Annotated in this window: 17 protein-coding genes and 1 pseudogene; 4 read left to right on the forward strand and 14 right to left on the reverse strand. The window is 70.9% G+C overall.

Going from position 1 to position 18,433, the window contains the following annotated elements:
- The 7 genes from ASF94_RS19440 to ASF94_RS19470 all read right to left on the reverse strand — a co-directional run bounded on the left by ASF94_RS19440 (position 1) and on the right by ASF94_RS19470 (position 6,987).
- A complete protein-coding gene (locus ASF94_RS19440) occupies positions 1–666 on the reverse strand; it encodes an SDR family oxidoreductase (protein ID WP_056670447.1) in 666 nt (221 codons plus the stop codon).
- Positions 667–771: 105 nt separating this feature from the next.
- Positions 772–1,404, reverse strand: a complete 633-nt coding sequence (locus ASF94_RS19445; protein WP_056670450.1) for a pyridoxamine 5'-phosphate oxidase family protein — start codon at positions 1,402–1,404, stop codon at positions 772–774.
- 24 nt (positions 1,405–1,428) lie between these two features.
- On the reverse strand, positions 1,429–2,679 hold the full coding sequence (locus tag ASF94_RS19450; RefSeq protein WP_082493430.1) for an acetyl-CoA C-acyltransferase: 1,251 nt from the start codon (positions 2,677–2,679) through the stop codon (positions 1,429–1,431).
- Positions 2,676–4,541 carry a bifunctional isocitrate dehydrogenase kinase/phosphatase gene (aceK, locus tag ASF94_RS19455; protein ID WP_056670454.1) on the reverse strand — a complete coding sequence of 622 codons (1,866 nt, stop codon included), beginning with the start codon at positions 4,539–4,541 and terminating at the stop codon, positions 2,676–2,678. Before aceK ends, ASF94_RS19450 begins: the two co-directional genes overlap by 4 nt.
- Before the next feature lie 43 nt (positions 4,542–4,584).
- Complete coding sequence (gene can / locus ASF94_RS19460; RefSeq protein WP_056670457.1) at positions 4,585–5,247, reverse strand: carbonate dehydratase; 663 nt, start codon at positions 5,245–5,247, stop codon at positions 4,585–4,587.
- Positions 5,248–5,286: 39 nt separating this feature from the next.
- The gene (locus tag ASF94_RS19465; protein ID WP_056670460.1) at positions 5,287–6,474 is read right to left on the reverse strand and encodes an isovaleryl-CoA dehydrogenase; all 1,188 of its coding nucleotides are present in this window, start codon (positions 6,472–6,474) and stop codon (positions 5,287–5,289) included.
- An 87-nt stretch (positions 6,475–6,561) separates the two neighbouring features.
- Positions 6,562–6,987: a MerR family DNA-binding transcriptional regulator gene (locus ASF94_RS19470; protein WP_056670467.1), complete on the reverse strand. Its 426-nt coding sequence runs from the start codon at positions 6,985–6,987 to the stop codon at positions 6,562–6,564.
- A gap of 136 nt (positions 6,988–7,123) precedes the next feature.
- On the opposite strand from ASF94_RS19470, the gene ASF94_RS19475 reads away from it, so the two are divergent.
- Together ASF94_RS19475 and ASF94_RS19480 are read left to right on the forward strand one after the other, a co-directional pair.
- Positions 7,124–7,747 carry a helix-turn-helix domain-containing protein gene (locus ASF94_RS19475; protein ID WP_056670470.1) on the forward strand — a complete coding sequence of 208 codons (624 nt, stop codon included), beginning with the start codon at positions 7,124–7,126 and terminating at the stop codon, positions 7,745–7,747.
- Entirely contained in the window at positions 7,744–8,286 is a 543-nt protein-coding gene (locus ASF94_RS19480) for a GNAT family N-acetyltransferase (protein WP_056670473.1), read from the forward strand. Before ASF94_RS19475 ends, ASF94_RS19480 begins: the two co-directional genes overlap by 4 nt.
- A 28-nt stretch (positions 8,287–8,314) precedes the next feature.
- Here ASF94_RS19480 and ASF94_RS19485 read toward each other — a convergent pair whose 3' ends face one another.
- The 6 genes from ASF94_RS19485 to ASF94_RS19510 all read right to left on the reverse strand — a co-directional run bounded on the left by ASF94_RS19485 (position 8,315) and on the right by ASF94_RS19510 (position 15,607).
- Positions 8,315–9,151 (reverse strand): creatininase family protein, encoded by an 837-nt coding sequence (locus ASF94_RS19485; protein ID WP_056670476.1) that lies wholly within the window; start codon positions 9,149–9,151, stop codon positions 8,315–8,317.
- A gap of 33 nt (positions 9,152–9,184) precedes the next feature.
- Entirely contained in the window at positions 9,185–10,648 is a 1,464-nt protein-coding gene (locus tag ASF94_RS19490) for a PepSY domain-containing protein (RefSeq protein WP_056670478.1), read from the reverse strand.
- Between the two features lie 8 nt (positions 10,649–10,656).
- Entirely contained in the window at positions 10,657–12,732 is a 2,076-nt protein-coding gene (locus tag ASF94_RS19495) for a TonB-dependent receptor (RefSeq protein ID WP_056670481.1), read from the reverse strand.
- Positions 12,733–13,061: 329 nt separating this feature from the next.
- Positions 13,062–13,454 (reverse strand): DUF2946 family protein, encoded by a 393-nt coding sequence (locus ASF94_RS19500; RefSeq protein WP_056670483.1) that lies wholly within the window; start codon positions 13,452–13,454, stop codon positions 13,062–13,064.
- Between the two features lie 9 nt (positions 13,455–13,463).
- Positions 13,464–14,516, reverse strand: coding sequence for a histone deacetylase family protein (locus ASF94_RS19505; protein ID WP_056670486.1), 1,053 nt, complete (start codon positions 14,514–14,516; stop codon positions 13,464–13,466).
- Positions 14,517–14,554: 38 nt separating this feature from the next.
- The gene (locus ASF94_RS19510) at positions 14,555–15,607 is read right to left on the reverse strand and encodes an ornithine cyclodeaminase (RefSeq protein ID WP_056670489.1); all 1,053 of its coding nucleotides are present in this window, start codon (positions 15,605–15,607) and stop codon (positions 14,555–14,557) included.
- A gap of 172 nt (positions 15,608–15,779) precedes the next feature.
- On the opposite strand from ASF94_RS19510, the gene ASF94_RS19515 reads away from it, so the two are divergent.
- A complete protein-coding gene (locus ASF94_RS19515) occupies positions 15,780–16,214 on the forward strand; it encodes an Lrp/AsnC family transcriptional regulator (RefSeq protein ID WP_056670492.1) in 435 nt (144 codons plus the stop codon).
- A gap of 44 nt (positions 16,215–16,258) precedes the next feature.
- On the opposite strand, the gene ASF94_RS19520 is transcribed toward ASF94_RS19515, so the two are convergent.
- Positions 16,259–17,185, reverse strand: a complete 927-nt coding sequence (locus ASF94_RS19520) for a LysR family transcriptional regulator (RefSeq protein WP_056670495.1) — start codon at positions 17,183–17,185, stop codon at positions 16,259–16,261.
- A gap of 164 nt (positions 17,186–17,349) precedes the next feature.
- Here ASF94_RS19520 and ASF94_RS19525 point away from each other — a divergent pair.
- Positions 17,350–18,390, forward strand: a pseudogene (locus ASF94_RS19525) (zinc-binding alcohol dehydrogenase family protein).
- Positions 18,391–18,433: the final 43 nt, after the last annotated feature.

Here is an 18,433-nt window from a genome sequence, read left to right on the forward strand (position 1 = left end):
TCACCACTGCGCCGCCCGCCGGCCGTCGTGGTGCAGCAGCCGGCCGCGGTCCGCCGCCGTCACGCCGGCGAGGGTGGCGATGAGTCCGGCCACGCTCTGCTCCACGGTCAGCGGAGCGCTGGCGCCGCCCATGTCCGTCTGTGTCCAGCCCGGGTCCAGCGTGACCAGCGTGGCACCGGGCCAGGCGGGCTGGGCGGCGGCCACGGCCATGTTGAGCGCGGCCTTGCTCACCCGATACAGCCAGGCATCGCCGGCCGCCTGGCTGATGAGCGACATCTGGCTGGAGAGAAAGCCGAACACGCCGCCGGCTGCCTCGACCAGCGGCGCCACCTGGGGCAGGGCCTGCATGGCGCCCAGCACGTTGGTGTGCATGACCCGGTCGAAAGCCTCGCGCGTGGGCGGCGTGGCGGCGCCGTGGTCGTCCCACAGGCCGGCCACGTAGAGCGCGACGTCGATCTTCTCGCCGTCGAGCTGCCAGGCCAGCCCGCTGACGCTGGCCGGGTTGCTCACGTCCACGGTGAGGGCCTGCGCGCCCAGGGCCTGCACGCGGTCGCGGCCGGCCGCATCGCGCACCGTGGCCACGACGCGGCGGCCGTCGGCGCGGTACTGGCGCACCAGTTCCAGACCGATACCGCGCGAGGCGCCCATGACAAGGACGAGGGACATGTCAGCCTTTCCAAAGCCGTTCTCCGGCCACTGATTTCAAGCCTTTTCGGCCTGTTGCGCCCATCCATCCAGCGCGCATTGCTATCAATAAAGTAGCGTCCACCACTAAGCCGGGGGCCGCCCCTGCTCGGCCTCGATCTGCCGTGCATAGCGGCCCACCATGTCGGCCTGCGATTCCGGTGCCGCCGGGTTGCCGATCTGGTCGTGGATCATCTGGTTGAGCGTGGGCAGTTCGCTGCGGTCGATCTGCGAAGCGGGCGCCCAGAGGCGTGAGCGCATCAGCGCCTTGGCGCAGTGCAGATACGCCTCGCGCACCTCCACCTGCACGACCAGCCTGGGCGCCTGGCGCTCGGCCGCGAAGAGGCTGGTGAAGGCGGCCTCGTCGCGCAGCCGGGCCGTGCCGTTCACGCGCAGGGTTTCATCGACGCCCGGAATCAGGAACAGCAGGCCGATGCGCGGGTCGTGCAGCAGGTTGGTCAGCGTGTCCAGCCGGTTGTTGCCGCCGGCATCGGGCAGCAGCAGGTCGCCGGCGTCGGTCACCTGCACGAAGCCGGGCGGGCCGCCGCGCGGCGAGGCGTCCAGCAGGCTGCCGTCCGCGCCGCCGGTGGCGATGACGCACAGCGGCGACAGCGCCACGAAGCGGCGGCAGTGCGCGTCGAGCCGGGCCAGCTGCTTGCGCACGGCGCGCTCGCCCGGGGCGGCGTAGAGCGTGCGCAACTGGTCTTCGGTGGTGATCATGGCGGGCCTGCCTGGGGAGGGCCGTCAGACCAGCTCGATGGCCATGGCCGTGCCTTCGCCGCCGCCGATGCACAGCGTGGCCAGGCCCCGCTGCAGGCCGCGCGCCTTGAGCGCATGGATCAGCGTGACCAGGATGCGCGCGCCGCTGGCGCCGATGGGGTGGCCCAGCGCGCAGGCGCCGCCGTTCACGTTGACGATGTCGTGCGGAATGTTCAGCTCCTTCATCAGCGCCATGGGCACGACGGCGAAGGCCTCGTTGATCTCCCAGAGCTGCACGTCGGCCACGCTCCAGCCGGCCTTGTCCAGCGCCTTCTGCGTGGCGCCGACGGGCGCGGTGGAGAACCATTCGGGCGCCTGCGCGTGCGTGGCGTGCGACACCACGCGCGCCAGCGGCTGGCAGCCCAGCCGCGCGGCGGTGGAGGCGCGCATCATCACCAGCGCGGCGGCGCCGTCGTTGATGCTGGAGCTGGACGCGGCGGTGATGGTGCCGTCCTTCTTGAAGGCGGGCTTGAGCTGCGAGATCTTGTCCAGCCGCGCCTTGGCCGGGCCTTCGTCGGTGGACACCACCGTCTCGCCGGCGCGGGTCTTGACGGTGACCGGCGTGATCTCGGCGGTGAAGGCACCGGAGGCCGTGGCGGCCTGGGCGCGCTGCACGCTGGCGACGGCGAAGGCGTCCTGCGCCTCGCGGGTGAACTGGTACTTGGCCGCGCAGTCCTCGCCGAAGGTGCCCATGCTGCGGCCGGGTTCGTAGGCGTCCTCCAGGCCGTCCAGCATCATGTGGTCGAAGATGCGGTCGTGGCCCATGCGGTAGCCGCCACGGCCCTTTTGCAGCAGGTAGGGCGCGTTGGTCATGCTTTCCATGCCGCCGGCCACGATCACGTCGTGCGTGCCGGCCAGCAGCAGGTCGTGCGCCAGCATGGCGGCCTTCATGCCCGATCCGCACATCTTGCTGAGCGTGACGGCACCGGCGCTCTGCGGCAGCCCGCCCTTGAAGCCGGCCTGCCGCGCAGGCGCCTGGCCCTGGCCGGCCAGCAGGCAGTTGCCGAACAGCACCTCGCCCACGGCATCGGGCGCGACGCCGGCGCGCTCCACCGCCGCGCGGATGGCCGCGCCGCCCAGGTCATGCGCGGCGAGGCTGGCGAAGTCGCCCTGGAAGGCGCCCATGGGCGTGCGCGCGGCGCCGACGATGACGATGGGGTCGTCGTTCTGGCCCGGAGCGGAAGAAGAAGAGGAAAAAGAAGAAGCGGAAGCGGAAGCGGTGGTTGTCGAGGTCATGCGGTGTCTCCTGCAGTCGGGATGGTCGGGTGGAGGGAGGTGGAAGCCACGGCGGCGGCGCCGCCCTGGAAGCGGCGCTCGGCGTCGTAGGGGAACACGTCGGACATCTGTCCGGCGCGGATGCGCTGCTGGTGCGCCTGCCAGAAGGCCGGGTCGAGCAGGTCGGCATGGTGGCGCATGAAGGCCTCGCGCACCGCGTCGTTGCCGAGCAGGAAGGGGCCGAAGGTTTCGGGGAACACGTCCCGCGGGCCCACCGGCCACCACACCTCGCCGCTCATTTCTTCCTCGTCGTTGCGCGGCGCGGGCACGCGGCGGAACTGGCAGTCGGTCAGGTACTCGATCTCGTCGTAGTCGTAGAACACGACCTTGCCGTGGCGGGTGATGCCGAAGTTCTTCCACAGCATGTCGCCCGGGAAGATGTTGGCGGCGACCAGGTCCTTGATGGCGTTGCCGTATTCGGTGACGCAGTGTTCGATCTGCCGGGCGGCCTGCGCGGCCTGAGCAGGGTGCGGGCCGGCGTCGAACGCTTCCTGCAGGTAGATGTTGAGCGGGATCATGCGCCGCTCGATGTAGAGGTGCTTGATGATCACCTCGGTGCGGCCGTCGCCGTCGCGGTCGCTGATCTCCAGCTGGCTGGGGGCGAACTGCTCGATCTCGGCGATCAGCGCGTCGCTGAAGCGCTCGCGCGGGAAGGCGACCTCGCTGTATTCCAGCGTGTCGGCCATGCGGCCCACGCGGTCGTGCTGCTTGACCAGCAGGTACTTGGCCTTGACCTGCTCGCGCGTGGTGTCCTTCGGCGCCGGGTAGAAGTCCTTGATGAGCTTGAAGACGTACGGGAAGCTCGGCAGATCGAACACCAGCATCACCATGCCCTTGATGCCGGGCGCGATGCGGAACGCGTCGCTGGAATATTTCAGGTGGTGCAGGAAGTCGCGGTAGAAAAGCGTCTTGCCCTGCTTGGCCAGGCCCAGCGCGTTGTACAGCTCGGCGCGGGGCTTTCTCGGCATCAGCCCGCGCAGGAAGCGCACATAGGCGCTGGGGATCTCCATGTCCACCAGGAAGTAGGCCCGCGCGAAGCTGAAGAGCGCCAGCAGGTCGTCCTCGCCGAACAGCGCGGCGTCGATCACCAGCCCGCGGCCGCCCGGCGCATGCAGCAGCGGCAGCGCCATTGGAATCTCGGTGAAGCCGTTGATCAGCTTGCCGACCAGGTAGGCGCCCTTGTTGCGGTAGAACAGGCTGGACAGCACCTGGATCTGGAAGTTGGCGCGCAGCTTCATCGGCGCGATGTGCGGCTGCATGGCGGCCACCACGCGGGCCACGTCGCGCGGCAGGTCTTCGAAGCCGCATTGCAGGCCGAAGTCCTCCACGATGCGGCGCAGCGTCGCCGGCAGGCCCTCGCCCGCCGGGTAGTAGGCGCGGTAGGTGGGCAGCGCGCCGGGGTCGTCGTTGTCGATGTATTCCGTGCTGGCCGCGGGCCGCACGAAGATGAAGTCGTTCTGGAAGTGCGTGCGGTGCAGGATCTTGGTGGTGACCGAATTGAAGAAGGTCTCGGCCAGTTCGGGCTGGAAGTGGCCCACCAGCAGCCCGATGTAGTGCAGCTTGGCCTGCTGCCAGACCTCCATCGGCTGGCGGCCGGCGTCGAACTCGTCGTCGAGCCGGCGCACGCATTCCTTGACGCGCAGGTCGTAGAACTCGATGCGCTCGCGCTGGGCGCGCTGCTGGCCGTGCCAGTCCTGCGCCTCGAAGCGCGCCTGCGCGCCGGCGGATGCGGCGCGGAACAGGCGGTAGTGGCGGTCGAAGCCATCCACCATCGCCTGGGCGATGCCCCAGGCGTGCGGCGAATCGAGGCGCTGGGGAAACATGGCGTGGCGGACGGCCGGCGGGCGCCCTGCGGTGGCGGCGGGCTTACTGCCCGCGCGAAGCCTTCGCCACGCCGTCGACGGCGGCGGCGTACCGCTCTTCGAGCTGATCGCGGCCGCTGACGGTCATGTGCATGTCGTTGATGAGCCCGTCCTTGAGGCCATAGCACCAGCCATGCAGCGTCACCTGGTCGCCACGCTCCCAGGCGTCGGCCATCACCGTGGTCTGCGCCACGTTGATGACCTGCTCGATCACGTTCAGCTCGCACAGCACGTCATGCTGGAACGCCGGGTCGACGCCGTCGATGAGCTTGCGATGCCGGTCGCGCACGTCGGAAACGTGGCGGATCCAGTTGTCGGCCAGCCCCACCCGCATGCCGGTCAGGCCCGCCAGCACGCCGCCGCAGCCGTAGTGGCCCACGACCATCAGGTGCTCGACGTGCAACTGGTCCACCGCGTACTGAATGGTGGAGAGGCAGTTCAGGTCGGTCGGCACCACCACGTTGGCGACGTTGCGGTGCACGAACACCTCGCCCGGCTCCAGCCCGGTGATCTGGTTGGCCGGCACCCGGCTGTCCGAGCAGCCGATCCACATGTACTTGGGCTTCTGCTGGGCCAGCAGGCTGGTGAAGAACCCCGGGCGGTCGCGCTCCATCTGGGCCGCCCACGCACGGTTGTGGACAAAGAGGTCGTCGATGGAGGCGGGCATGCGCGGGTCACTTTCCTTGGGGTGTCGGGTTCGATGGGATCAGCAGGTCTCGGCGAACAGCTCGCGGCCGATCAGCATGCGGCGGATCTCGCTGGTGCCGGCGCCGATCTCGTAGAGTTTCGCATCCCGCCAGAGGCGGCCGAGCGGGAATTCGTTGATATAGCCGTTGCCGCCATGGATCTGCACGCCCTCGCCCGCCATCCAGGTGGCCTTTTCGGCGCACCAGAGAATGACGGAGGCGCAGTCCTTGCGCACCTGGCGCACGTGGCCTTCGCCCAGCAGGTCGAGGTTCTTGGCCACGGTGTAGGCGAACGAGCGGCCGGCCTGCAGCACGGTGTACATGTCGGCGACCTTGCCCTGGATGAGCTGGAATTCGCCGATGCTCTGGCCGAACTGCTTGCGGTCGTGGATGTAGGGCACCACGTTGTCCATCACCGCCTGCATGATGCCCAGCGGCCCGCCGGTGAGCACCGCGCGCTCGTAGTCCAGCCCGCTCATCAGCACCTTGGCGCCGCCGTTCACCTGGCCCAGCACGTTCTCGGCCGGCACCTCCACCTCGTTGAAGACCAGCTCGCCCGTGTGGCTGCCGCGCATGCCCAGCTTGTCGAGCTTCTGCGCGACGGAAAAGCCCTTCATGCCCTTCTCGATCAGGAAGGCGGTGACGCCGCGCGCGCCCATTTCCGGCTCGGTCTTGGCGTAGACCACCAGCGTGTCGGCATCGGGGCCGTTGGTGATCCACATCTTGCTGCCGTTGAGCAGGTAGTAGCCGCCCTTGTCCTCGGCCTTCAGCTTCATGCTGATGACGTCGGAGCCGGCGCCGGGCTCGCTCATGGCCAGGGCGCCCACGTGTTCGCCGCTGATGAGGCGCGGCAGGTACTTCTGCTTTTGCGCCTCGGTGCCATTGCGGTTGATCTGGTTCACGCACAGGTTGCTGTGCGCGCCGTACGACAGGCCCACCGAAGCGCTGGCGCGGGAGATCTCCTCCATGGCCACCATGTGCGCCAGGTAGCCCATGGCCGCGCCGCCGTAGGCTTCGGGCACGGTGATGCCCAGCACGCCCAGATCGCCCATCTTGCGCCACAGGTCCATGGGGAACTGGTCGCTGCGGTCGATCTCGCCGGCGCGCGGGGCGATCTCGGCCTGGGCGAAATCGTGCACCGCGTCGCGCAGGGCGTCGATGTCTTCGCCGAGCTGGAAGTTCAGGCCGGGCAGGGGATGGGCGCTCATGGGTTGTCTCCTTTCGGGCTCGTCGGTGCGAGCGTGGTTCGGTCGGTGTCTATCGGTCCAGAGTTTACGTTGACGTAAACGTAAACCTCAATTATCTGCCAATTTCGGCTTGGGGGCCGCGGCCGGCTTGGCGGTCTTCTGCAGCAGCGCCCGCGCTTCCTTCTCGTGCTCCCGCACTTCGTCCAGATTGGCCTGCAGATCGGCCATCTGCTCCTCGAGCTGCTTGCGGTGCTGGCCCAGCACGTCCAGAAACCGGCGCAGCTGCACGCCCGTGTCGCGCGGGCTGTCGTAGAGGTCGATGATCTCCTTGGCCTCGGTCAGCGACAGGCCCAGGCGCTTGGCCCGCAGCGTGAGCCGCAGGCGGGTGCGGTCGCGCGGGCTGTACACGCGGTTGCGCCCGCCCGGGCCGGTGCGTTCGGGCTGCAGCAGGCCCATGTCTTCGTAGAAGCGCATGGCCCGGGTGGTCAGGTCGAATTCCTTGGCGAGGTCGCTGATGGTGTAGGTGGTGGACATGGGGGCGTGGCGCTTATTACGTTGACGTCAACGTCAATGCTAACGCAGACAACCCATGGGACGGAGAAGGCGCGCAGCCGCAAGCGTGCACGGCCCGATTCCACCTTAATGGATTTATTTCCATTAAACTGGATGCATGGACATTCACCTACGCATCGCCCAGCGCCTGCGCGAACTGCGCAGCGCGCGCGGCTACTCGCTGGAGGTGCTGGCCGAACGCAGCGGTGTCAGCCGCTCCAACATCTCGCTCATAGAGCGCGGCCAGAGCAGCCCCACGGCAGCCGTGCTCGACAAGCTGGCGATCGGGCTGAGCGTTGCGCTGGCCTCCTTCTTCGACGAGTCGGAGCGCGGCCCGGACGGTGCGCCGCCCTCCCCTCTTTGCCGCCACGCCGACCAGCCCACATGGAAAGACCCGGCTTCGGGCTACGTGCGCCGCAGGCTGTCACCGTCGATGCCCTCCGCGCTGCAGCTGGTCGAAGTGGTGTTTCCTGCGGGGGCCCGGGTGGCCCTGGATTCGGCCGTGCACGACGCCGACATCCACCAACAGGTGTGGCTGCTGCAAGGCGAGATGGAACTGACGATCGGAGAGACCCCGTGGCGGTTGACGCAAGGGGACTGCCTCGCCATGCGGCTCGACCAGCCCATCGTGTTTCACAACCCCGGCAAGAAGCCGGCGCGCTACGTCGTGGCGCTGACCAACCTGGACAGCCGCGCCGGCCGTTTCCCCTCCATCACCCCGCCATCGAGGAACCCTTCATGACCGCCGTCGCCACCGCCTGTGCAGCCACCCTCCGCCGCCTGAACGCCCAGGAGGCGGCCCGCAGCCGCGAGGCGCTGGCCGATGTGCTGGTCGACTGCGTGGAAGGGGGCGCGTCGGTGAGCTTCATGGCACCCCTGCCGCGGGACAAGGCACTGCAGTTCTGGCAGGGCGTTGCCGAGAGCGTCGCGCGGGACGACCGCATCCTGCTGGTCGCCGAAAACCCGCGCGGAGACATTCTGGGCACCGTCCAGCTCATCACCGCCATGCCCGACAACCAGCCCCATCGCGCCGAGGTGGCCAAGCTGCTGGTGCATCGCAAGGCGCGCCGGCAAGGCCTGGCACGGCGGTTGATGCAGGCGATCGATGACGCGGCCCGCGCGGCGGGCAAGTCCGTGCTGGTGCTCGACACCGCGACGGGCAGCGATGCGGAGCGCCTCTACGAAACTGCCGGGTGGAGCCGCGTGGGCGTGGTGCCCGACTATGCGCTCATGCCCGACGGCGCCCCTTGCGACACCACGTTCTTCTACAAGCGTCTGTGAGCCGCACGGCCCCGGGGGGGCCATCGGTTCAGGGGGCAGCGTCGCCGGCCGCCGCGGGCGCCCAGGGCAGCGTGTGGATCTCCTGCAGCAGCCGCGCCAGCGCAGCGCCCGCCGCGTCGACCACCGCCCGGCCCTTGTCTGCCGTGGCGCCGGCCGCATTGCCCACCGCGCCGCTGGGGTGGTAGTCCTGCATGGCCCAGCCCATCTTGGCGCTGCGGCCGTTGCCCAGGATGGCGAAGCGTTCGGCCCGGTCCTGCGAGGTGGAGCGCCAGCATTCGGCGTGCTCCATGCGCACGGTGTGCGGCGCCAGGTGCAGCATCATAGACGTCTCGATCTCGCCGGCATGGATGCCGAAACGGTGCTCCTCCGCCGTGAACAGGCCCTGCACCGCATCGGGCAGCGGCAGGCTGAACCAGCTGGCGCTGTAGACCAGCAGGCCGCACTGCTGGCGCAGCTCGCGCGCCACGATGTCCATCACGCTGACCTGCCCGCCGTGGCCGTTGAGCAGCAGCAGCTTCTTCACGCCCGCGCGCGCCACGCAGGCGCCCAGCTCCGTCCAGAGTGCGATGAGGGTGGCGGGCGACAGCGTGAGGGTGCCCGCAAAGGCCGTGTGCTCGGTGGAAAAGCCCACGTTCTGCGGCGGCAGGAAGAGCGCCGGCAGGTCGGTGGGCAGCTGCGGCAGGGCGGCGTCGATCACCCCCTGCAGCAGCGTCGCATCGACCTGCAGCGGCAGGTGCGGGCCATGCTGCTCGATGGCCGCCACCGGCAGCACAGCCACCGTTTGCGCAGCCAGGCCCGAGGCCTGGGCCTGCGTGAAGTCGCGCGTGGAGAGGTCGGCCCAGAAGCGGGAGGGATGGTGCTGCATGCGGCGATGTTAGGGCAACACCGAACACGTCCCTCAGCGATTCAATGGGCTCGTTGCCGCCAGCCGCCGCTGCCACCACAGGTCCGCCGCCAGCACCAGCAGCAGCGACAGCCCCACCAGCGGGAACACCACGCCGCCCAGCGCCAGCAGCGCGGTGAGCCCGGCCAGCACCTCGGGCCGCGCCGGCAGCGGCGGCACGGCCAGGCCGCTGCCGCGGGGCCGGCGCTTCCACCAGGCGACGGCGCCGGTCACGCACAGCAGCACGATGGCCGCGCAGGCCACCAGCAGACCCCACTGGTTGATGGCGCCGTACTGCTGGCCCAGGTGCACGTTGATGCCCCACTCCAGCGCCTGGCCGGCGGGGCCGTAGTCGGCGTAGCCCTGGTCCAGCAGCACGGCGCCGCTGTACTGGTCGATGTGCACCACGCGCTGGCGTGCCAGGTCCTCGGGGTAGGCCGACGCCGAGAACACGCCGCGGGCGCCGCGCGGCGGCGTCACGGTGTAGCCGGGCGCAAGGCCCAGGCGGCCCGCCACGGCCATCGCCGCATCCAGCGACAGCGGCGTGCCCAGCAGCGGTTCGTCCACCGCCGGCGCGGCGCCGCCGTGGCCCTCATGCCCTGCGTGCCCGTCATGCCCTTGTTGCGGGTTGCCCGGCACGCGGGCCTGCTGCAGCGTCCAGGGCAGGTGCGCGGCATCCGCCAACCGCTCGCCCGACAGGGGCAGCTGGACGCGCACGCCGGCCGGGTAGCCGAAGGCCTGTCCGTTGGCCCAGGCGTTCACCTGGTTGCCCCACAGGACCGACCAGGGCATGCCGGTGATCGCCAGGAAGGCCAGCACCAGCCCCACGGACACGCCGGTGATGGCATGCAGGTCGCGCCAGAAGACGCGCTGCCCCGGCCGGCCGCGCACCGTGACCACCCCGCCCCGCCCTCTGGCTTTGTCCTGGCCCCTGCCGCCGCGCGGCCACCATAGGTACAGGCCCGTGGCGACCAGCACCAGCGCCCAGCCGGCGGCCATCTCGATGAAGCCGCGCGCCACGGGGCCGAAATATTTCAGGCTGTGCAGCTGGCGCACCGTCCACATCAGCGTGCCGCGCTCGGGCAGCTCGCCCAGCACGCGGGCGGTGGCCGGGTCCACATACACCGCCAGGCGCTCGCCCTGCGGCAGCGCCACGCCCACGCTGGCGGAATGCGCTGCGTCCGGCGCGGGCGTGTAGCGGAACCACTGCCCGCCGGGGTGCGCGGCCAGCGCGGCGCCGACGATGCGCCCGTGGGGCAAGGCGGCCTGCCCGGCCGAAGCGGCGGGCACGCCCAGCAGGTCGCGGTGGTACCAGCCGTCGATCTCCTTCTGGAACAGGAAGGCGCCGCCCGTCACGGCCAGCCAGATGAGAAAGGGCAGCACCAGCAGACCGGCATAGAAATGCCAGCGCCACACGGCGCGGTAGAGGCTGGGGGCCAGCGGGGACTGCAGGGTCGATGTCTCGGAGGTCGGGGGCATGGCGGCTCTCAAAATTGGTATCCCAGGGTCAGCGCCAGGCTGCGCCCGTCGCCCGGCGAATAGCCCGACGAGCCGCTGTCATACCAGGCGTAGACATACCGGCGGTTGGTCGCATTGTTCACCTGCAGGCCCACGTCCACCGTGGGGGTGAGCTGCCACTGGGCGCCCAGGTTGAGCACGGCGAAACCGCCGGTGCGCGGCAGGGTGTTGGCGCGGTCCAGCCAGTAGTCGCCCTGCGCACTGACCGAGGCCGACAGGCGCAGCCGCTCGGTGGCGCGGTACTGCGCTCCGGCCGTCAGCAGGTGGTGCGGCACGTTCTCGACCTCCTTGCCGGCGGTCTGCGGTGCGCTGGGGTCGGGCATGACGATGCGGGCGCGCTGCCGCGACCACGCCAGCCAGCCGGTCAGGCCCGCGCCCATCTGCGCGTTGAGCTGCAGGTCGTACCCCTGGCGCAAGGTGCGCCCCACGTTGCCCAGCCCGCCCGGGTCGGGCAGGCCGTCGACGCCCAGCACGCGCGCCACCTCGCCCGAGGCGCGCTGCTCCCAGTAGGCCACGCGGGCCTTCAGCCACGGCAGGGGCTGGAACTTCACGCCCGCCTCCCAGCCGTCGTTGATCGACGGGGACAGGCTGCGCGCCTGGGTGCGGTAGGCGTCGATGCCGGAGCCGATCTGGAACGTGCGGCCCCAGTTGCCGTACACGCTCAGGTCGTCCCGCACCGCATAGGCGGCACTGAGCTTGGGCTGGCGGATGGTGCCGTAGCCATGCACGGGTGCGCGCTCGCCGGTCTGCAGGTTGTCGAACGAGCCGCCGACCCGGTCCACGCGCAGGGCGGGCACGATCTGGAGCGCCGCCACCGGCCGGATCACCGCCTGCACATAGGCGCCGCGCGTGTTCAGGTCGAACGCCCAGTCGCGGATCTGCGCGGTGCGCACCCGCTCCGCGCTGCGCCAGCGCTGCGCGGCGTTGTCCTGCCACTGGGCGTCCAGCCCCCCTTCCAGCGTGAACGCGTGCGCCCAGTCCACGCGCGGGCGCCAGGTCAGCGTGGTGATGGCCCCATGATGGGTTTCGTCGGTGTCCCGCTCCTGCTGCACGCCGGCCTGTGAGAACCGCACCCAGCGCTGGTTCTCGTAGTGGTTGCGGTAGACGCGCGTGGACCAGGACAGGCGGTCGGCCAGCTCGCCGTCCAGGTACAGGCCCAGCTGCGTGGTGTCGCGCTCGCTGCGGTCGGAGGCGGACCAGGCGGGCGAGCTGCGCGGCGCCGCCTGGGCCTGTTCGCGCGTCAGGTAGCCCGATTCCAGCGCCCGGTTGCGATAGGCGCGTGCCGACAGGCCCGCGCGCCAGCGGCCATCGTCCGCCGTGTAGAACCACTTGCCCGACAGCGCCTGCTTGCTGGCGTCCGCATGGTCGCGCCAGCCGTCGCCCTCGCGCCACGCCAGCGAATAGTTCTGGCTCCAGTTGCCGCTCTCCACGCCTCGGGCCAGCTGCACCTCGCGCGTGCCGAAGCTGCCCAGCGTGGCGGTGGCACGGCCTTCGTTGCCACCGGTGCGCGTCACCACATGGGCGTTGCCGGCGATGTTGTGGAGCCCGTAGCGCGGGTCGTTGGTGCCGCGCACGATCTCGATGGCCTCGATGTCCATGGGAAAGACCGCGTCCAGGTACGGCATGCCGCCCGCGTTGTCGTTGGACGGTATGCCGTCGATCAGCAGCTTGACGGCATTGACGCGGCCCTCGCCGTTGAAGCCGCGCATCGAAAACCGCCCGGCATCGGTGCCCTGGCGGAACGGCGTGACCTGCACGCCCGGCGCGCGCGAGAACAGCTCCCAGCTGTAGTCCACCCGCTGGTCCTGCACGACGCTGGCGCCCAGGATGTCCACCGAGCTGAACACGCCCTGGACCGGCAGCGGGCCGGTGGAAGCCGCCTGCACCTGCACGGTGCCCAGGCTGAGCGCCGCCCCGGCCGCGGATGGATCGGCCGCGTTGCTGTGCTCGGCGGCCGCCGGCAGTGCCGCCAGCAGGACCGGAATGGCGCAGGCCCAAGCGTTCGGGCGCGCCCTCGAAATTGACGATGAAGATGATGTTGGCATGACGGCTGACTGCCCACCGCCCGCTGCGCGCTCAACGACCAGGCCGCCGCCGCACGGGGGTGCCGGCGCAGGAGCCTCGAACGCGTGCGTGCGCTGCGGGTCGATGAATGACGGGATGGAGGGACGGATGGACCGGGGCGGCGAAGGGATCGCGTGAAGGGCAGCCCCGAAGCGGCGCCCACGGCGATCCTTTCCGCATCGCTGCGCCGCGACGGGCAAGCCTTCACGACGGCTGCCGCGCTGCGGGCTGAAGCGACCGGAGCGGCCTCAAGCCCGCGAGCGGGGCGTGCAGCGTGCGACGAACGGATTCAACGCGGCCTCGGCAAGGTTCACGCCATCGCTGCCGGCGGCCCGCGCGCCGGCAGCGGCGCGCCCACCAGGGCGGCGATGCGCGCCGCTTCCACGGGCAGCAGCACATGCGAGCGCGGCGCCGTGGCGGCCCAGACAGCGGCCACCGCCGGCGGCGGCGCACCGCCCGGCAGGCACAGCGCGCAGTCCAGCGTGTGGTGGGGGCCGCTCGCGGCGGCCGCGCCATCGCCCCCGGCCCCCTCGTCGCCCTGCACGGCCACCAGCGCCACCATGCCGCTGGCGCTGCACACCAGCACCCAGGGTTGGGGATGAACCAGCGGCGCGGCCGTGGCCACGCCCAGCGCCAGCAGGAACCACGCCAGCACCCACCGGGTCATCGCCGGAAGGGAGGGGGTGCGCGGGCGGGCGGTCATGGGTGCCGATTATCCGGCCGTGTGCGCAAAGCCTTCCAGCACGTTCACCACATTCACGCCGATTTCCGCGACCGCGTAACCGCCTTCCATCACGAACACGGTGGGCAGGCCGGCGGCGGCGATCTGCCGGCCGATGCGTAGGTAGTCGGGGCTCTGCAGCCGAAATTTGGAGATCGGGTCACCCGCGAAGGTGTCCACGCCCAGCGCCACCACCAGCGCCTCGGCGCCCGACTGCGCCACCCGGGTCAGCCCCTGCCGCAGGGCATCGAACCAGGCATCCACGCCCGTGCCGGCGGGCAGCGGCAGGTTGAGGTTCCAGCCCGCCCCCTCGCCCTCGCCCGTTTCGTCGGCATAGCCCAGGTAGAACGGGTATTCGGTCAGCGGATCGCCGTGCAGCGACACGGTGAGCACGTCGCTGCGGCCATAGAAGATCTGCTGCGTGCCGTTGCCGTGGTGGTAGTCCACGTCCAGCACCGCCACGCGGGCCATGCCAGCTTCGCGCAGCGCCTGGGCGGCCAGCGCGGAGTTGTTGAGGAAGCAGTAGCCGCCATAGAAATCGGTGCCCGCATGGTGGCCGGGCGGCCGGGTCAGCGCGAAGGCCGCGCGCGGCCCGCCGGCCGTGGCGATGGCGCGCGCCGCGTCGATGGCGCAGGCGGCGCCGGCCTCGGCGGCTTCCCAGGTGCCGGCGGTGATGGGCGAGCCGCTGTCGAACGCGAAGCGCCCGACCTGCGCCGAGAAATTGGCCGGATGCACATCGCGCCGCAGCCCGTGGCCGGGCCAGACGGAGGGCAGGATGTCGAGCGCCGCGTTGGCGGCATCCAGCGCCACCCATTGCGCCCAGGCGTTCTGCAGGAAGTCCACGTACTCGGCCGCATGCACCCGGCGCACCAGCGCCATGTCGGCCGCGCCGGGCGTGGCGAGCTGGCCTTGCGGGCGCTGCGCCAGCGCGTTCATCACATGGTCGAAGCGGCCGGGGTGCTCGTGGCAGTCCACCAGGCGGCCACGGAACATTTCCTGGCGGCCGGCATGGCGCGATTGCAGGGGGTTGTGGAGGATCAGCATGGGTCGTGAAATGGGAGCGCGAATCGCGTGAACCCCGTTTATGCCACGCGCCGCAGCGCCGCCGGCCGGCGCCCCCCGGCCGTGAGCCCGAAAAGATCCTTCGGGTCGTCGAGTTCGGGCACCAGCGCGATGCGCTGGCCCACGCCCTGCTCGGTGGCCAGCCGGTGCACGTAGCGCAGCGCGGAAAAATCCTCCAGCGCGAAGCCGACCGAGTCGAACACGGTCACCTCGCGCGCATCGCGCCGGCCCGGCGCGGCGCCGGCCAGCACCTCCCACAGCGCCTGCACCGGAAAGTCGGCCGGCATCTGCTGGATGTCGCCCTCCACCCGCGTCTGCGGCTCGAACTCCACGAAGACACGGGCCGCGCGCAGCACGTCGGGGTGCAGCTCGGTCTTGCCCGGGCAGTCGCCGCCCACCGCGTTGATGTGCATGCCCGGCTCGACCATGTCGGCCGTGAGAATCGCCGCCCGCGTCTTGTCCGCCGTGACGGTGGTCACGATGTCCGCGCCGCGCACCGCCTCGCGCGCCGAGGCCGCCGGCACCACCCGCAGCCCGGGCTGCTGGCGCGCCAGGTTGCGCTGCAGCTTGGCGGTCGCGGCGGGATCGGTGTCGAACGCGCGGATCTCGTTCACGCCCAGCAGCCCATGGAAGGCCAGCGCCTGGAATTCGCTCTGCGAGCCGTTGCCGATCAGCGCCATGCTGCGCGCGCCAGGCCGGGCCAGCGCCCGGGCCGCCAGCGCCGAGGTGGCGGCAGTGCGCAGCGCCGTGGTCAGGGTCAGCTCCGACAGCAGCACGGGGTAGCCGGTGGCCATGTCGGCCAGGACCCCGAAGGCCATCACCGTCGGCAGGCCGTTTGCGGTGTTGGCGGGGTGGCCGTTGACGTACTTGAAGGCGTAGGTCGTGGCATCGGAGACGGGCATGAGCTCGATCACGCCCAGTTGGGAATGGGCCGCGGTGCGGGGCGACTTGTCGAAGTCGTTCCAGCGGATGAAGTCGGCGTGCAGCTCGTCGGCCAGTTCCCGCAGAAAGCGCTCGGGGCCGCGCTGCTGCAGCAGGGCGAGCAGGCTGGCGATGTCGATGAAGTGGGTCATGGTGTCCTCCTGGTGTTGTGTCGAATGGGTCACACCGAAATTCTTCCCGCACCCGCCGCCAGGCGCCAGCCCGCAAACTGCGCGGCGCCACCCCCGGCGCTGCGCAGCCTGCCCGGCCAAGCTGTGCAATGTGCTCGATGGGCGCGTGCGGCGCCCCTACACTTGCGCTGTGATGACCGACCTGGACGACACCGACCACCGCCTGATCGCGCTGCTGCGCGATGACGCCCGCCTGCCAGTCGCCATGCTGGCGCGGCACCTGCAAGTCGCGCGCGGCACGGTGCAGAACCGCCTGGCGCGGCTGGAACGCGAGGGCGTGATCGTGGGCTACACGGTGCGCCTGAAGCCGCTGGCCGTGCGCTCCGGCGTGCGCGCGCTCATGACCATCGCCGCGGAGGGCAACCAGGCCACGCAGGTGCTGCAGGCGCTGCGCGGCAACCCGCACGTCACCGCACTGCACATGACGAATGGCCGCTGGGACATCGTCGCGGAACTGCAGACCGACAGCCTGTCGGAATTCGAGCAGCTGCTGAGCGGCCTGCGCCGGCTGCCCGGCATTGCCAGTTCGGAGACCAGTCTGCTGCTGTCCACGCAGAAGCTGGGCTGACGCGGCAGCGCCGGCCCGCCCGCGCGCAGGAGTGCCGGCGTGCCTCAGCCGGCCGCGCCCTCCGGCGCGGGCAGGCTTGCGAACCGCTCGGCCAGGTGTTCGACGAGGGCGCGCACCCGGGCCGGCACGAATCGGTTGCTGGGCAGCACGGCATTGACTTCATAGCGCTGGCCGAGCCAGCCCGGTAGCAGCGGCACGAGCGCTCCCGACTGCAGGTGCGCGCGCACGTCCAGCGCCGATTTGTAGACCACGCACTGGCCGGCCAACGCCCAGACATGGGCGACGGCGCCGTCATCCACGCTGCGTGCGCCGGACACCGCCACCGCAACGGCCTCGCCCCCGCCAGCCGGCTCGAACTGCCAGCGCAGTTCCCGGCGACCGCCGATGTGCAGGGCCAGGCAGTCGTGTTCCGCCAGCTCCGATGGGTGCGTCGGCGCGCCGCGCCGGGCGACGTAGGCTGGCGCGGCGCAGGCCAGGCGCCGGGTCACGCACAGCCGCCGCGCCACCAGTTGCGAGTCGGCGAGCGGCCCGTAGCGCACGGCCAGGTCCACCGCGTCGCGGCGCACGTCCTGCAGCCGGTCGCTGACGGACAGGGCGATCTGCACACCCGGGTGGCGCAGCAGAAACTCGTCGAACCAGCCCAGCAGCAAGCTGTGCGACAGGTCCGACGGGGCGGCCACCCGGACCGCTCCCCGCAGCAGGCCGGCCTGGGACGCCGCCTGGCTGGCCCCTTCCTGCAGCAGGTCGATCGCCCGGACCGCATAGTCGAGCAGCGTCTGGCCCTGCTCGGTCAGCCGCATCGCGCGGGTGGACCGCTCGAACAGGCGAGCGCCCACTTCGGCCTCCAACCGCTTGAGCATGGCGCTGGCCGCTGCCGGGGTCAGCTCCAGCGCCCTGGCGGCAGCGGTCAGACTGCCGCCCCGGGCCGTTTCCACCAGCACGCGCAGGTCCGCGATATTTTCAAATTTCATTGGATACAGAACCAATCCAGGAGGCATTCCCTCCGCCATTTTGACGATCTACAGTGCAGGGCATGCGTTGAGGGGGTGGGTGCCCCGGGGCGAACCCGGGCCCCGCCCGCTCTTCATCGCCGTCCCCCTTCCACCCCTCTCGCCATCCCCTCCTGGAGTTCCCCATGAAAGCCATCGGCTACCACGCGCCCCATCCCATCGACCACCCCGAAGCGCTGCTCGACATCGAGCTGCCCGTGCCCACCCCCAGGCCGCACGACCTGCTGGTGCGGGTGCACGCCGTGTCGGTGAACCCGGTGGACACGAAGGTGCGCGCCGGCAGCGCGCCCGAACCGGGCTCGGCCAAGGTGCTGGGCTGGGACGCGGTCGGCACCGTCGAGGCCACCGGCGCCGCCGTGCAGGGCTTTGCCGTGGGCGACCGGGTGTAGTACGCCGGTGCCATCGACCGCCCCGGCACCAATGCGCAGTGGCATGCGGTGGACGCGCGCATCGCCGCGCACGCCCCCGCCACGCTGAGCGATGCCCAGGCCGCCGCCCTGCCCCTGACCGCCATCACGGCCTGGGAGCTGCTGTTCGACCGGCTGCGCATTCCCCGTACGCCGGAGGGTGCCGACACGGGCAACGCCCCGGCAGCCGACGCCCCGGTGCTGCTGGTCGCCGGGGGCGCCGGCGGCGTGGGCTCGGTGCTGATCCAGTTGGCGCGGCAGCTGACCTGCCTGCGGGTGGTGGCGACCGCGTCGCGCCCCGCCACGCGGCAGTGGTGCCTCGACATGGGCGCGCACGGCGTCATCGACCACCGCCAGCCGATGGCGCCGCAGCTGGCCGCCATGGGCATTGGGCAGGTGGACCACGTGGCCAGCCTCACCCACACGGCGGCGCACCTGCCGCAGTACGTGGAGCTGCTGCGTCCGCAGGGCCAGATCGCGGTGATCGACGACATGCCCGTGCTCGACGTGGTGCCGCTCAAGCGCAAGAGCCTGTCGCTGCATTGGGAATTGATGTTCACCCGCTCGCTGTTCGGCACCCCCGACATGGACCGCCAGGGCGCCCTGCTGGCCGAGGTCGCCCGGCTGGTGGACGCAGGCCGCCTGCGCACGACGCTGGGCACCGAGATGGGCACCATCTCGGCCGCCCACCTGCGCCGTGCGCACGCCTTGCTCGAAAGCGGCACGGCCATCGGCAAGGTGGTGCTGGAAGGGTTCTGACCCTCGGCGCCCGTGCGGCGCTGCCCTGCGCCGCCCCGCGCCG

It is taken from the genome of Acidovorax sp. Leaf160 (assembly GCF_001424265.1).
Classification (GTDB): Bacteria; Pseudomonadota; Gammaproteobacteria; order Burkholderiales; family Burkholderiaceae_C; genus Paracidovorax.